The organism is Actinoplanes sp. NPDC026623 (genome assembly GCF_040638275.1).
Lineage (GTDB): Bacteria > Actinomycetota > Actinomycetes > Mycobacteriales > Micromonosporaceae > Actinoplanes.
In genome coordinates, this window is the sequence record NZ_JBEZXZ010000173.1 from 1 (window position 1) to 13,926 (window position 13,926).

The following is a 13,926-nucleotide window of genomic DNA, read 5'->3' on the forward strand; positions in this document are numbered from 1 at the left end:
CCGGGCAACCCTGCCGGGTGCCCGGGCGGCGTCGCCCGGGCGGCGTCGCCCGCCGTTGGTGCCCGGCGCCCGGCAGAGGTGCCCGGCGTGGGTGCCCGGCGCCCCGCAGTGGCGTCCGGCACCAGGCCGCGAGCCGAGGATGCCGCCGAGGCAGGGCACCGACGCCCGGCAGTGGCGTCCGGCACCAGGCACCGGCGCCCAGGCAGCCACGCCTGCACCGGCGCCCCGGCAGCCCCTGCCTGGCGCCAGGCACTGGCACCCGGCACGGGCACCGGCATCCGGCCGAGGCGTTCGGGAGTGGGGTGATTCGACTTCTAGGGGGTCGGCCATTCGTGGACCGGGATGTTCTCGTGCATCGGCGGAAGGTAGTGCTGCAGCATCCCGTGCAGCGCCGCCTGCCGGTCCATCCCCGTGCCCTCCAGCGCGTGCAGCGTCTCCACCTGCCAGGTCGCGCCGTTGCGGCCGGTGAGGCAGCGCTGCTCGACGATCCCCAGCAACCGGTCGCGCTCCCCGGGGGAGACGCCCCACCGGTCGAGACCCTCGTGCGCCAGCGGCAGCAGCCGCCGCAGGATCAGCTCCGACACCGGTACGTAGCCCAGCCCGGGCCAGAACACCGACGCCGCGATGCCGTGCCGGGCACCGGAGTGGAAGTTCTCCTCCGCCGCGCTGAAGGACATCTGCGTCCAGATCGGACGGTCGGCCTCGGCGAGCATCCGGACCAGGCCGTAGTAGAAGGCGCCGTTCGCGACCGTGTCGACGACCGTGGGCCCGGCCGGGAGCACCCGGTTCTCGATCCGCAGGTGCGGCCGGCCGTTGACGACCGCGTAGATCGGCCTGTTCCAGCGGTAGACGGTGCCGTTGTGCAGGCGCAGTTCGCTCAGTTGCGGGGTGTCGCCGCTCTCCAGGATCTGCTCCGGGTCGTCGGAGTCGCAGACCGGCAGCAGGGCCGGGAAGTAGCGGACGTTCTCCTCGAACAGGTCGAAGACCGAGGTGATCCAGCGCTCGCCGAACCACACCCGCGGCCGGACGCCCTGCGCCCGGATCTCCTCCGAGCGGGTGTCGGTGGCCTGCTCGAACAGGGGGATCCGGGTCTCACGCCAGAGCTCGCGACCGAAGAGCAGGGGCGAGTTGGCGCCCAGCGCGACCTGCACGCCGGCCACGACCTGGGCCGCGTTCCAGTACGCCGCGAACTGCTCGGGGCTAACCTGCAGGTGGAACTGGGTGCTGGTGCAGGCCGCCTCGGGCGCGATCGAGTCGGTGGTGACCGCCAGCCGGTCGATGCCGTCGATGCGGATGTCGAGGTCCTCGCCGCGGGCGGCGAAGATCTGCTCGTTGAGCAGCGCGTAGCGGGGGTTCGCCGACAGCGCGTCCGCGGTCAGGTGCTCGCGGCGCAGGGTCGGCAGGATGCCGATCATCACCATGTGTGCGCCGGCGCCGCGGGCGTGCTGCTCCGCGTTGTTGAGGCTGGCCCGCAGCTCGCGTTCGAGGTCGGCGTTCTCGTCGCCGGCCAGCCGGCGCGGCGCAACGTTGATCTCGACGTTGAACTGGCCCAGCTCGGTCTGGAAGTCCGGGTCGGCGATCGCCTCGAGCACCTCGGCGTTGCGCATGGCCGGGTCGGCGTTGTCATCGACCAGGTTGAGCTCGATCTCCATCCCGGTGAGCGGGCGTTCGAACTCGAAGCGTGACTCGCGGAGCATCTCCGCGAACACGTCGAGACTGCGTCTGATCTTCTGCCGGTACCTGGACCGGTCCTCGCGGGTGAATGTCCTCTGGTCGACCTCTTCGCCCACCGCGCACCGCCCCTCTGCCTGCATCTATGCTCTCGTGGTCCGTCCGCCGGCGCATCACCTCACGCGTCGTTTGCCCCGGAGGTTCTTGCGTGCGTCGCATACCTGCCCTTTTCGTCGCCGTGGCAATCGCGGAGGCCTGCAGCTGGGCGGCGCTGCTGCTCGGCATGTTCTTCAAGTACGGGGCGGCGGGCAACGAGATAGGCGTGCACATCGCCGGGCCGGTGCACGGGGCGTTGTTCACCGCCTATCTGGCGGTCACCGTCGTGCTGGCGCGGGTGGCCCGCTGGAAGTGGTGGGTGACGCTGATCGCGCTGGCCTGCTCGGTGCCGCCGTTCGCCACGGTCGCCTTCGAACGCTGGGCGCGGTCACGCGGTCTGCTCCGGGTCGTCGAGGTTGAGCCCGCACCGCAGTCCTGACCGGCTGGGCACGGCGGGGATCACCCGCACCCGTACGAACGGGCGGGGCGATCCCGCGGTCGCGGTCAGCTGATCCAGGCCACCGCGAGGGCCATGACGATCGTCAGGCCGAGCCCGGCCTGGATCAGCAGCCCGGGACCGAGATGTGACCACATCGTCGGGATCCGCGGGGTCAGGGGCTGCAGCGTGGTCAGGTTGACGAGATGGTGCAGCTTCACCGGCAGGTCCGGATCCTTCTGCGCCCGGGTGTGCAGCTGTACGAGGTCGTCGCGGTGCAGCGCCGACTGTGGCAGCTGCCCGTGCATCTCCACCTCGTAGATCTGGCCCAGCTCGTCCCGTAGCCGTACCTCGGTGACGAGATATTCGGGGCCCTTCTTCAGGTCTTTGAAGCTGCGCCGGGTGCCTCGGCCGCCGCTGCGCAGCAGGGCGAGCAGCAGGGCGCCGACGGCATGGGCGATGGACGCCGTCAGGTAGACGGCGACGAGCAGCGGCTGGTCGACCTTGACCTCGCGGGTGTAAGAGGCCCGGAAGCCGATGAATCGCCCGGTGATGACGGGACCGGCGTGCCGGAGGATCCGCTCGCGGTAGAGCTCGGTGTCGTCCATGGGGACATCTCCTGGGGTGGGGAGACCTACTTCGCTTGAGCGTACGGAGAGCGATGCATCGAACACAGTGCGTGATCAACTAGCGAGGGGCGCGGGGGTGGTGACGCCCCGATCGGCTCGGTTTAGCACCGGTCACGCAGGGTATTCGTCCGTTACGCCCTTTATTGCAGGGATCCGCCACATGGGACCGGCGCCGCCTCCCGGCGCACGCCCGGCCTGCTGGGGAGCCCGCCGGTGGGTCCGTCGTCCGTCTACCGATTGGGCGAAACGGTCACGGAGCGGAGTGCGACACGGTGAACTTGTGCTGAACGCCTGTCGCGGGCGATCTACGGGGGTGGGACGGCATGGAACTGAGCGGTATTAAATATATTAATCCGGACAGTGTGTTGGCGCGGACGGCCTGGGAAATGGTGCAGACCCACGGCGGCGGCCTGGGACCGCACGACGGCATGGACACCTGCCCGGTCTGCAACGAGCCCCTTCCCTGCCAGGCCGGGCTCGCCGCCGCCGAGGTCGTCGCGGCCGCGGGACTGGCGGAGTCGTCAGGCCTGGTCGAGGCGGCGCGCCAGGGGCGGGGCTCCCCGCTCGGCCACCGGGATCCGCTCTCGCCGAACCCCCCGGTCTACCCGGCATCCGCGTCCGCCTACGCGGCGTCCACCTACGCCGAGCCCGCCGGATCGCCGCCCGAGCCGGCCTACCCCCCGCCCCCGGCCCCGCCGTCCTTCGACGCACTGCGCGACCCGTCGCCCCCGGCCCCGTCGTCCTTCGACGCGCTGCGCGACCCGTCGCCCCCGGCCCCGCGGTCCTTCGACGCGCAGCGCGACCCGTCGCGCAACGCGTCGGCCCCGCCGTCCTTCGACGCGCTGCGCGATCCGCTGAGCGCACCCTCGTCCGCGGCCGAGCCCAAGCACCACAGCTTCGAGTCCGAGCTTCGGCCGCCGCCGTACGGGGAGGGGCAGATCCCGTCCGGTCAGCCGTCGCACTGGCCGGCCGATCCCGGGCAGGCCGCGTCGGGCGGCTTCGGCGGGACCTCGTCGGGTCTCACGCCGCCCGGTCCCGAATCCTTCGGCCCGGCGTCCGGCGGTTCGCCAGCGGCGCGGCCCGCGCAGGAGCCACCCGGTCCGGAGGCCTTCGCCCCGCCGGAAGCCCCGGCGCCGCCCGCCGGAGCCCGGCCCGCCGGAGGCCCGTCTGTGGGTGGCCCGCCCGCCGGTGGCCCGTCTGTGGGTGGCCCGCCCACGGGGCGGGCGAGTCTTGGCGGGCTGGCCTCCCGGGTGCCGGGTGCCAGCGGGTTCGGCGCCGGCTCGGTGCCGGACGATGCCGGCGCCGGCCGGCCCGCCGCGGCCCGGCCGGAGCCGGTCGCCCCCGCGCCGCCGCGTCCGGGTCCCGACGTGGATCCGCTGCTGCTCGGGCCGCCGTTGTTCGCCCAGCAGAACCGGCCCCTCGACGCGCCGCGCTTCACCCCGTCGGCCCGCCCGCCGGAATCCCGCCGGGAGAGCCCCGAGCCCGCCTGCCACAACAGCGTGCCGCCCGCCCAGCCACCCGTACCGGATGAGCTCACCCGGCCGCCGGCCGGCGAGGTGACCGCGCAGGCGCCGCAGGCGGAATCCGTGCAGAGCCGGCCGGCCCCGGCGCCCGAGGCCGCGCGGCCGGGAGTGGACGAGCAGTTCGCCCGGCGCCCGCAGGCGGCAGACCATCCCGTACGGGCACAGCAGCCGGAACGCGCGGGCGGCGCCGCCCCGCTCGGCACCCCGGCCCGGTCCTCGCGACCGCCGCTCGAACCGCCGCAGATGGGCCAGCTCAACCGCCCGATCGATCCGGCCGCCCAGCCGGCGGCGAACAACGTCCCCGAGCCCGGCGCCGCGATCCACCCAGCGCAGCCCGCCCAGCAGGCGCAGCCCGCCCAGCAGGCGCAGCCCGCCCAGGCGCCCTACCCCGGCGCGATCGCCCCGCTGGGCCCGCCGCCGGCGGCCGCGCAGCACCCGGGCCGGGAGGCCGGCCATCAGGCGGGGGCCGCACACCTGCCGGGCGCCGCGCATCACCACCCGCCGTCGGGCCTGCCGAACTGGCCGGCACCGGGCGGTCAGGAGGCCGGTCAGCAGCGCCCCGGCGATCCCGGCGCCGCCGACCCGAACGGGACCCAGCCCACCCGCTCGCCCGCACGCCCGCCGCTCGAGCCGCCGCAGATGGGCCAGCTCAACCGCCCGCTGCAGCCGCCGCCCGAGGACCCGACCGGGATCCCGTCCGGCCTGCCGGCCCGGCCCGCGCCGAAGCCCGAGAGCCCGCGGCCCGCGTCCGGCGCCGAGGAGGAGGGGCCCAGCGGTCTGCCGCCGCGCTCGTAGGTCACGCCAGGGCCGTCAGGTGCGTCCACACCACCTTGCCGTCGGGCACCGGCAGGACGCCCCAGGCGTCGGTCAGCTCGCGGACCAGTTGCAGCCCGCGTCCGCCGGTGTCGCTGGTGTCCGGATTCCGGGGGCGGGGCATCGTCCGGCTGCCGTCGCGTACGGTCAGGCAGACCCGGCCGTCGCGCAGCCCGACGGTGAATTCCATCGTGGTGTGCGCGTGCCGGACGACGTTGGCGACGAGTTCGGTGGCGACCAGCGCGGCGACGGCGGAGACCTCGCGGCGGTGCCAGGCGGTGCAGGCCTGGTTGACGAGCTGGCGCACCTGGCGGCAGGCGTCCGGCACCGGCCGCAACCGGACCCTGATGCGGCGCGGCTCGGGCTCGGCGCCCGCGTCGGCCAGCGCCTCCTCGCAGCTTGCCGCGGTGCCGACCGAGGCGCAGCCGGGCCACGCGGCGATCGTCGCGGTGGTCTGCGGGCCGGCGCCGCAGAGCACGATCGGCACGGCCGGCCACTCGGCCGTGCGGCACACGATGGAGCTGAGCACGGCCAGCGCGCCCGGCTCGGAGACCTCCAGCTCGGACACGTCGATCAGCAGCGCCTCCGGTTGGGCGGAGAGGCAGCGCCCGACCGCGTTCTCCAGCGCGTCGCCGGTGACGAGGTCCAGGACGCCGCTGACGCGCAGGATCGCCACCGGAAGATCCCGCTCCGGCCGGCAGACCAGCTGGCTCGTCATCTGCTTCCCTTCACTGCCCGACGTGCCGCACCCGGCACAGTCGCCGGTCTCCTGTGCCCGCCGATTGACCCAGGCAAACGCCCCGGAGGGTGGCGAGCGACACAGAACGGGCGTGCGAGGCGCGGCTAGGCTCGGCACATGGCGCAGCGGAGGGTGGGACTGCCGGCTCTGCTGCCATATCTGCGCGAGCACCGCGGCACCCTCGCCGTCGTCGGCGGGCTGTCGCTGATCACCGCCGTCGTGGCGCTGGTGCAGCCGGTCCTGGTCCGCAACGTCCTGGACGGCATCTCGGCGGGCACGCCGATCGACGGCGCGGTCGCCCTGCTCGTCGTCCTGCTGCTGACCGGCGCGGCGCTCGACGGGCTGCGCGACTTTCTGCTGCAGCGCACGGCGGAGGGCCTGGTGCTCACGACCCGCCGCCGCCTGGCCCGTCACCTGCTGCGCCTGCCGATCTCCGAGTACGACACCCGTCGCACCGGTGACCTGCTGTCCCGGGTCGGCGCCGACACCACGCTGCTGCGGGCCGTCGTCACGTCCGGGCTGTTCGAGGTCGTGACGGGCGCCGTGATGGTCGTCGGCGCGACGATCGCCATGGCCGTGCTCGACCCGCTGCTGCTCGGGGTCACCGCGGCCGGGCTCGCCGTGGGCATGACCATCGCCATCACCGTCTCGCGGCGCGTGCGCAACCTGTCCGAGCAGGCGCAGGCCCGGCTGGGAGAGATGACCTCGGCGGTCGAGCGTTCCATCTCGGCGGCCCGGACCATCCGGGCCAGCGGCGCCGAGGAGCGCGAGGCCGAGACGGTCGGGCTCAGCGCCACCCAGGCCTACGACGCGGGGATGCGGGTGGCCCGCCTGCGCGCGCTCATCGGCCCCGCCTCGACGGCGGCCACCCAGGGCGCGTTCCTGCTGGTGCTCGGGGTCGGCGGGGCCCGGGTGGCGGCCGGCTCGATCAGCGTCGGCGACCTGGTGGCCTTCATCCTGTTCCTGTTCTTCCTGATCATGCCGCTGGGGCAGGCGCTGAACGCCTACACCCAGCTGCAGACCGGGCTGGGCGCGCTGCAGCGCATCGAGGAGGTCCTGGACCTGCCGTCCGAGACGGCGGCGGACCGTCCGGGCCTGGCGACGGCCGTGATCGGGGAGCCCGCGGTCGTCTTCGAGAACGTGACCTTCGGATACCCCGGAGGGGCGCCGGTGCTGCGGGACGTGTCGTTCAGCGTCCCGGCCGGCAGCCGCGTCGCGCTGGTCGGGCCGTCCGGCGCGGGCAAGTCGACGGTGCTGGCGCTGATCGAGCGCTTCTACGAGATCACCTCGGGGGTCATCCGGGTCGGCGGCGTCGACGTGCGGGACCTGCCGCGCGACGCGCTGCGCCGCATGCTCGGCTACGTGGAGCAGGAGGCGCCGGTGCTGGCCGGCACGCTGCGCGACAACCTGCTGCTCACCGCCCCCGGCGCGGACTCCGCCCGGCTCCTGGCCGCGCTCGACGAGGTCAACCTCGGGGCGCTCGTCACCCGTACGCCGGAGGGCCTGGACGTGCAGGTGGGTGAGGGCGGCGTCCTGCTCTCGGGCGGCGAACGGCAGCGGCTGGCGATCGCACGCACCCTGCTGGCGGATTCGCCGATCCTGCTGCTGGACGAACCGACGAGCAACCTGGACGCCCGCAACGAGGCGGCCCTGCGCGAGGCGATCGCGGCGGCGTCCTTCCAGCGCACGCTGATCGTGGTGGCACACCGGCTGAGCACGGTCGTCGACAGCGACCGGATCGTGGTCGTCGAGGCCGGCCGGGTGGTCGCGGTCGGCCCGCACCGGGAACTTCTCGACACCAGCCCGCTCTACCGCGAACTCGCGGCACACCAGCTGCTGGTCTCCTGAGCCCATCTCCCGAGCCCAGGTCGGATCGCGCTCTCGGCGAAACGACCGGGAGTCGGCACCACGTCCCAAGGTAAGTGAAGTACCGTAACCGCCCATGGGTGTGTCGCAGCGGTTCAAGAACCGGTTCCGTAAGTTTCTGCAGCGTCCGGGTACCACGGTCGATCTGGCGCAGTTCGAGAAGCGGCTGCCGGACATCGAGGCCCGTGAGGAAGCGTTGCGCGAGCTCGACGACGCCGAGCTGACCGAGGCAGCCGGTGCCGCCGACTCCTACGCCGAGGTCTGTGCCGTCGGCCGGGAGGCCGCCTGGCGGGCCCTCGAGCAGCGGCCCTACGACGTCCAGCTGGTCGGCGCGATGGCGCTGCTCGCCGGCAAGGTCGCCGAGATGGCCACCGGCGAGGGCAAGACGCTCACCGCGACGATCGCCGCCTACGGCCACGTCCGGCTGGGCCACGGCCCGGTGCACATCCTCACCGTCAACGACTACCTGGCCCGTCGCGACGCCACCTGGATGGAGCCGGTCTACAAGCTGCTCGGCCTGACCGTCGGCTGGGTCACCGAGGCCTCCACCCCGCAGGAGCGCAAGGAGGCATACGCCGCCGACGTCACCTACGTCTCGGTCAGCGAGGCCGGCTTCGACTACCTGCGCGACCAGCTCGTCACCGACGTCGAGGACCGGGTCCAGCGCGAGCTCGCCACCTGCATCGTCGACGAGGCCGACTCGATCCTGATCGACGAGGCCCGGGTGCCGATGGTGCTGGCCGGCAGCATCGCCACCGAGAGCGACCCGGTGCACGAGGCCGCCGACCTGGTTCGTGACCTGCGCCCCGGCAAGGACTTCGAGGTCGCCGAGGACGGTCGCAGCGTCGCCTTCACCAACGCGGGCCTGGCCGCCCTCGAGGAGAAGATGGGCATCGACCTGTACGCGGACGACCAGGTCGAGCACCTCTCCGCGGTGAACGTGGCGCTGCACGCCCGCGCCCTGCTGAGCCGCGACGTCGACTACATCGTGCGCGACGGCAGCGTCGAGCTGATCGACGAGATGCGCGGCCGGGTCGCGCAGCGGCGCCGCTGGCCCGACGGGCTGCAGGCGGCCGTGGAGGCCAAGGAGGGACTGAACGCCACCGCCGAGGGCGAGGTCCTCAACACGATCACCGTGCAGGCCTACATCGCGCTCTACAAGACTGTGTGCGGCATGACCGCCACCGCGGTGCACGTCGGCGAGCAGCTGCGCGAGTATTTCAAGCTCGAGGTCGCGGTCATCCCGTCGAACACCCCGAACATCCGCGAGGACGAGCCCGACCGGATCTACTCGGCGCACGACATGCGCGACGAGGCCCTGGTCGAGGAGATCAAGATCGCCCACGACAAGGGGCGGCCGGTGCTCATCGGCACTCTCGACGTGAAGGCGTCGGAGCTGCTCGCCAAGCAGCTCGCCGCCGCCGGTGTCCCCAGCGTGGTGCTGAACGCCAAGAACGACGGCGAGGAGGCCGCGATCATCGCGGAGGCCGGCGCCCTGGGCGCGGTCACCGTCTCCACCCAGATGGCCGGCCGCGGCGTCGACATCCGCCTCGGCGGCAGCGACGGCAAGGACGCCGAGAAGGTGGCCGAGCTCGGCGGCCTGTTCGTCATCGGCAGCGGCCGGCACGACAGCCGCCGGGTCGACGACCAGCTGCGTGGCCGCGCCGGACGCCAGGGCGACCCCGGCGGCTCGGTCTTCTTCGTCAGCCTCGAGGACGACCTGATCAGCCGGCACGCCGGCGACATCCTGCCGTCGTCGCCGCGGATGGACATGGACGGCGTGGTCCACGACGATCAGGTCGAATACGCGGTCGAGCACGCGCAGCGCGTCGCCGAGGGCGTCAACCACGAGATCCACCGCAACACCTGGCGCTACAGCGTGGTGATCGAGGGCCAGCGGCTCGCCCTCGCCGAGCGCCGGGAGCGGCTGCTCACCTCCGAGATCGCCGCGATCATGCTGATCGAGCGCTCGCCGGAGAAGGCCGCGGAGACCGACGAGGACGTGCTCTCCGACGCCGCCCGGTCGATCGCCCTCTTCCACCTGGACCGGCTCTGGGCGGAGCACCTGGCCGAGCTCTCCGAGGTGCGCGAGGGCGTGCACCTGCGGGCGCTGGGCAAGCTCGACCCGCTGGACGAGTTCCACCGCTCCGCCGTGCCCGCGTTCCAGAAGGTCTTCACCGAGATCGAGTCGCGGACGATCGCGACCTTCGAGGAGATCGACCTCACCGACGGCTACGACCCGGGCCACGCGGAGATCGTCCGGCCGAGCGCGACCTGGACCTATCTGGTGCACGACAACCCGTTCGGCTCCGAGCTGGACCGCCTCATCGCGGCGGTCGGCCGGCGCCTCACCTCGGGCGGCTGACGGCGAGCTGTCCACCCCGCGGGACCGAGCGTCCCGCGGGGTGGTCGCGCTGCGCTCAGGCGTGCGGGAAGCCGGCGTGGTGCGCGGCGAGGATGTCGCCGCCGAAGTCGCCGCGCGGGCGGCGCAGCACGCTGTGCGCGTGGTTGCCGTCGTCGGACGTGTTGTCGAACTCGATGAGCAGGTCGTCGGCCTGGATCCGGTAGTAGTGCGGGGTGCCCGGCCCGGGCGGCCCCTCCCAGGCGAAGTGCACGTCCGCGCCGTTGGGGTCGAGGGCGGCGGCCAGGTCGTCCGGCAGCCGGCCCAGGTGCACCGCGATCAACTGGTCGAGCAGGGCGCGTTCGCCGGGCCGCAGGTCGGCCCTCGGCACGCCGTGCGGCACGAGGATCGTGCTGTCCGGGTGGGTGGCCGAGCGGATGTCGTGCGGCGCCCGGTCGGCGACCACGGCGCGGCGGCGCAGCGCGGCCGGCATGGTGCGCAGCAACTCGTGGCCGAGGTCCTCCTCGATGGCGAGCGGCCGCAGCACGACCCGCCCGGCGGTGTCGACCCGCGCCGGATTGGCGCCGAGGAACACCGGTGCCGGTGAGACCAGGTCGCCGGCCACGGTCATGCTGACCGACAGGTGGTGGCCCTCGAACCGCCAGGCCCACTCGTCGTCGGACGGCGCGCCGAAGACGATCACATGGTAGTCCTCGCTGTGCCGGCCGCGGGCCCAATCCTCGCGCCGGTCGAGGATCTCCTCGAGGGCGAGCACGGTCATGGCCTGCGCGTACGCGGGCGGGCTCAGCGCGGTGGCGAGCAGCCGGTGCGCGGCCTTGCGGGCGACGCGGCCGAGGTCGGCGATGCTCAGCCCGGGCCGCGGCCGGGGGCGGTATTCGATCCAGCGGCGCGCGGCGTCGTCGGCGAAGGGTGCCGCGGCCGGCGCGCCGTCCGGGGTGGCCAGGAGAGCGGTCGCGGCCTCGCGCATCTCGGCCGCGAGTGTCATGGTGTCACTCGTCCCGCGGCGGTGCGGCGCCGACGGCAGGGCCGGGAAGAGTTCCCGGCGGGTTCGCCTCGTCCGGTGCCCGACTCAGTGGCATCGTTACCGGCGGGGCCGAACATCTGGCGTGGGAACCCGATCGTTTCCGCATCCAATTCCTGGAGCATGCAGGCCAGCCTACGGTGCTAATGTCTGGCGCACATTCTCCGGGGGTGAGCGGTGACCGACGGCGTCTACGTCGGCCGTGCGGGTGTCGACGGCGCGGTGAACCAGGGCTGGCTGCTCGGCCATTTTATGCCGAAGACTGGGGTGCTGCACAGCGACGATGTCGAGGTGAAGTGGGGCGTGCACCCGCCCGGCGACCGGCGCGCCGCTTGGGCAACGGACGAGATCCGGACGGCGTTGCTGGTGTTGATCACCGGAGCGTTCTTCATCGAGCTGCGCGACCGTACGGTGCTGCTGCGCGAGCCCGGCGACTACGTCGTCTGGGGTCCCGGCGAGGACCACTCCTGGCAGGCCGGCGACATCGAGACGGTGGTGCTCACGGTGCGCTGGCCGTCCCTGCCGGGCTGGCGCCTGCCGCCGTCGGCGCCCTGATCAGAGGGCGAACAGCCGTTTATTTAAGGGTCAACAAGTAAGGGGCGGTCGGTTAACCGCGTGACAGTTATCGCATTAAGAGTGCGCAGAAACACGATGCATCCAATGGTTATGGAACGACCTTCCCACAATGTGGATGCTGCCTTGACCCGGCGGGCGCGGGGCCGGAAACATCGACCGCGGTTTAAGCGTGCATTAATTGGCGTCCGTTAGGATGTCACGGCGTTTCCATTCTTTGACGCAGGAGGATTCATGGCGGTCACCGCCCTGCCGGCACGCACGGCACGACATGCGAGGGGTTCCGGCCGGGTGGCCACGATCCGTCGCATCGAGGCTCCCGCTGCAGCACCGCCAAACGCGCTGACCATTACGCTCAACATCCCGTTGACCGGTGAAACGCTGCCGCCACAGGCGCACCGGCTCATCGACGCCGTCCGTGAACTGGTCGAGGCCGGTCAGGGTTCGGTCGCCGTCGAGTCGCCGCCGGCGGCGTACCCGGGTGGTATTTCGGGCGATGGTTCACTGCGCGAATGGGCAGAAGATGCGGTCGAGGTGCGGCTGCTTACGGCGTCGCGCCAAGTGCTCGTCGACGGCGATCTGCTCCCGCTGACGCGGCTCGAGTTCGATCTGCTGCTCTATCTCGCCGATCACCCGCGCCGGGTCTTCAGCCGCACCCAGTTGCTCAACGCGGTCTGGGGCTACGAGCACACCGGCGAGCGCACTGTCGACGTGCACGTGCGCCGGCTGAGGGTCAAGCTGGGCGCCCAGGTCTCGCTGATCACCACGGTCTACGGCGTCGGCTACCGCCTGGCCGACGAGGCCCGGATCGTGGTGCTGCCGCACGAATAAGGTTGACGGGTGCGCGTGCGTCCGGTTTCCCTCGATGTCCTGGTCGATGAGCTTGCCGATCGGCTGGCCGAGATCGGCGGGCGGGTGCGGGTTGCGATCGACGGCGCCGACGCGGCCGAGCCGGCCGCCCTGGCCGACCGTCTGGTCGACCCGCTGAGGGTCCGGGGCCGCCCGGCCGTCCGCATCTGCACCGGCGACTTCCTGCGCGCCGCCTCGGTGCGCCTGGAGTTCGGCCGGACCAACTCGGACTCGTTCTACTTCGGCTGGCTGGACGAGGCCGGCCTGCGCCGGGAGGTCCTGGACCCGGCCGGCCCGGCCGGCAGCGGGCGGATCATCACCCGGCTAAGGGATCCCCGCACCGACCGCGCCACCCGCGAGCCCTACCGCGTCCTCGCGCCGGACGCCGTGGTGATCGTCAGCGGGCCGCTGCTGCTCGGCGCCGGGCTGCCCTTCGACCTCACCGTCCACCTGCAACTGTCGGCGGCCGCGCTGGCCCGCAGGACCGGGCCGGACCGGCGCTGGACGCTGCCCGCGTTCGAGCGCTACGGCGCCGAGGTCGATCCGGCGGCCTTCGCCGACGTCGTGGTCCGTCTCGATGACCCGCGGCGGCCCGCCCTGGTCCTCAGATCGTGAGTGAATGCCCGTTCACACCCCCGCTGACCTGCGACGCGAAAGCGTATTTGCGCAGTCCGTGGCGGTAACGAGCACTGACAGTTATGCTGCGGTTACTTTTTTGCGGGGATCCCGTTTGGGATCTTCGGCGGTGGGTATCTGCGGGCCTCACGGCATGACGCCGAAGGCCGGCGCGGGGGACACACCACCGGCAGGGGCACAGGGAGGGCAGGGGGAGCACATGCTCGTCAACAGCGCGGTCATCACGGGTAAAGGTGCCGACACCGCCAAGGGTCGCTCGGTCGAGGAGATCGAGCAGATCCGCGGGATTCTGCGGACCCGGTTCGACGATCTGACGGCCGAGTACGAAGAGGCCGTGGCCGAGAACCAGAAGCTGCGGCTCGTCGAGATAGGCGACGCCGCCGGCGACGACCAGGCCGACAGCGGTTCCAAGACCGCCGAACGCGACGCGGCCTCGTCGCTCATCCGCACTCTGCTCGACCGGCGTACGCAGGCGGAGCACGCCATGCAGCGCCTGGAGGACGGCACGTACGGCAACTGCGAGGGGTGCTCGAAGCCGATCCCGGTGGAGCGGCTCACCGTCTTCCCCTCGGCCACCACGTGCGTGACCTGCAAGGCCAACCGCGAGAGGCGCGCGGGCTGAGGCTCGGCACGGCCGGGGCGGGCCCGCCTCTGGGGGGGGGGCGCGGCCGGGAGGTGGGGTGCGTGGGGGTCTGGGGGGGGTGGCGGGCGG

The 13,926-nt window shown here is 72.7% G+C and carries 13 protein-coding genes; 8 read left to right on the top strand and 5 right to left on the bottom strand.

Translation table 11 applies throughout. The features are described from left to right. Both AB0F10_RS34660 and AB0F10_RS34665 read right to left on the bottom strand, forming a co-directional pair. Positions 1 to 210: hypothetical protein (locus tag AB0F10_RS34660; RefSeq protein ID WP_360635012.1), on the bottom strand; the 210-nt coding region annotated here is incomplete at its 3' end. 104 nt (positions 211 to 314) lie between these two features. Next, on the bottom strand, positions 315 to 1,790 hold the full coding sequence (locus AB0F10_RS34665; protein ID WP_360635056.1) for a glutamate--cysteine ligase: 1,476 nt from the start codon (positions 1,788 to 1,790) through the stop codon (positions 315 to 317). Positions 1,791 to 1,879: 89 nt separating this feature from the next. Between AB0F10_RS34665 and AB0F10_RS34670 the strand changes: the two genes are divergently transcribed. Next, positions 1,880 to 2,206 (top strand): DUF3817 domain-containing protein, encoded by a 327-nt coding sequence (locus AB0F10_RS34670; RefSeq protein ID WP_360635015.1) that lies wholly within the window; start codon positions 1,880 to 1,882, stop codon positions 2,204 to 2,206. A 65-nt stretch (positions 2,207 to 2,271) separates the two neighbouring features. Here the strand turns inward: AB0F10_RS34670 and AB0F10_RS34675 are convergent, their stop codons facing one another. Then, positions 2,272 to 2,811, bottom strand: coding sequence for a hypothetical protein (locus AB0F10_RS34675; RefSeq protein WP_360635018.1), 540 nt, complete (start codon positions 2,809 to 2,811; stop codon positions 2,272 to 2,274). A gap of 407 nt (positions 2,812 to 3,218) precedes the next feature. On the opposite strand from AB0F10_RS34675, the gene AB0F10_RS34680 reads away from it, so the two are divergent. Continuing rightward, the gene (locus AB0F10_RS34680; RefSeq protein ID WP_360635021.1) at positions 3,219 to 5,150 is read left to right on the top strand and encodes a hypothetical protein; all 1,932 of its coding nucleotides are present in this window, start codon (positions 3,219 to 3,221) and stop codon (positions 5,148 to 5,150) included. A gap of 1 nt (position 5,151) precedes the next feature. On the opposite strand, the gene AB0F10_RS34685 is transcribed toward AB0F10_RS34680, so the two are convergent. Beyond that, positions 5,152 to 5,886 (bottom strand): ATP-binding protein, encoded by a 735-nt coding sequence (locus tag AB0F10_RS34685; RefSeq protein WP_360635026.1) that lies wholly within the window; start codon positions 5,884 to 5,886, stop codon positions 5,152 to 5,154. 138 nt (positions 5,887 to 6,024) lie between these two features. Between AB0F10_RS34685 and AB0F10_RS34690 the strand changes: the two genes are divergently transcribed. Both AB0F10_RS34690 and secA2 read left to right on the top strand, forming a co-directional pair. Further along, complete coding sequence (locus AB0F10_RS34690; RefSeq protein ID WP_360635029.1) at positions 6,025 to 7,755, top strand: ABC transporter ATP-binding protein; 1,731 nt, start codon at positions 6,025 to 6,027, stop codon at positions 7,753 to 7,755. 94 nt (positions 7,756 to 7,849) lie between these two features. Then, on the top strand, positions 7,850 to 10,138 hold the full coding sequence (secA2, locus tag AB0F10_RS34695; RefSeq protein ID WP_360635032.1) for an accessory Sec system translocase SecA2: 2,289 nt from the start codon (positions 7,850 to 7,852) through the stop codon (positions 10,136 to 10,138). A gap of 55 nt (positions 10,139 to 10,193) precedes the next feature. Here the strand turns inward: secA2 and AB0F10_RS34700 are convergent, their stop codons facing one another. Continuing rightward, positions 10,194 to 11,120 carry a DUF3500 domain-containing protein gene (locus AB0F10_RS34700; RefSeq protein WP_360635035.1) on the bottom strand — a complete coding sequence of 309 codons (927 nt, stop codon included), beginning with the start codon at positions 11,118 to 11,120 and terminating at the stop codon, positions 10,194 to 10,196. Between the two features lie 213 nt (positions 11,121 to 11,333). Here AB0F10_RS34700 and AB0F10_RS34705 point away from each other — a divergent pair, with 213 nt between their 5' ends. From AB0F10_RS34705 to AB0F10_RS34720, 4 genes are all read left to right on the top strand, one after another. Further along, positions 11,334 to 11,711 carry a signal peptidase I gene (locus AB0F10_RS34705; protein WP_360635038.1) on the top strand — a complete coding sequence of 126 codons (378 nt, stop codon included), beginning with the start codon at positions 11,334 to 11,336 and terminating at the stop codon, positions 11,709 to 11,711. Positions 11,712 to 12,077: 366 nt separating this feature from the next. After that, the gene (locus AB0F10_RS34710) at positions 12,078 to 12,560 is read left to right on the top strand and encodes a winged helix-turn-helix domain-containing protein (protein WP_360635059.1); all 483 of its coding nucleotides are present in this window, start codon (positions 12,078 to 12,080) and stop codon (positions 12,558 to 12,560) included. Positions 12,561 to 12,569: 9 nt separating this feature from the next. Continuing rightward, on the top strand, positions 12,570 to 13,193 hold the full coding sequence (locus tag AB0F10_RS34715; RefSeq protein WP_360635041.1) for a uridine kinase: 624 nt from the start codon (positions 12,570 to 12,572) through the stop codon (positions 13,191 to 13,193). Positions 13,194 to 13,413: 220 nt separating this feature from the next. Beyond that, on the top strand, positions 13,414 to 13,836 hold the full coding sequence (locus tag AB0F10_RS34720; protein WP_354725232.1) for a TraR/DksA C4-type zinc finger protein: 423 nt from the start codon (positions 13,414 to 13,416) through the stop codon (positions 13,834 to 13,836). The last annotated feature ends 90 nt before the right edge of the window (positions 13,837 to 13,926 follow it).

Excerpts from the sequence above, each read along its gene's own strand:
- AB0F10_RS34675 (WP_360635018.1), bottom strand. The coding sequence starts at position 2,811 with ATGGACGACACCGAGCTCTACCGCGAGCGGATCCTCCGGCACGCCGGT.
- AB0F10_RS34680 (WP_360635021.1), top strand. The coding sequence starts at position 3,219 with ATGGTGCAGACCCACGGCGGCGGCCTGGGACCGCACGACGGCATGGAC.
- AB0F10_RS34685 (WP_360635026.1), bottom strand. The coding sequence starts at position 5,886 with ATGACGAGCCAGCTGGTCTGCCGGCCGGAGCGGGATCTTCCGGTGGCG.
- AB0F10_RS34690 (WP_360635029.1), top strand. The coding sequence starts at position 6,025 with ATGGCGCAGCGGAGGGTGGGACTGCCGGCTCTGCTGCCATATCTGCGC.
- secA2 (WP_360635032.1), top strand. The coding sequence starts at position 7,850 with ATGGGTGTGTCGCAGCGGTTCAAGAACCGGTTCCGTAAGTTTCTGCAG.
- AB0F10_RS34700 (WP_360635035.1), bottom strand. The coding sequence starts at position 11,120 with ATGACACTCGCGGCCGAGATGCGCGAGGCCGCGACCGCTCTCCTGGCC.
- AB0F10_RS34720 (WP_354725232.1), top strand. The coding sequence starts at position 13,414 with ATGCTCGTCAACAGCGCGGTCATCACGGGTAAAGGTGCCGACACCGCC.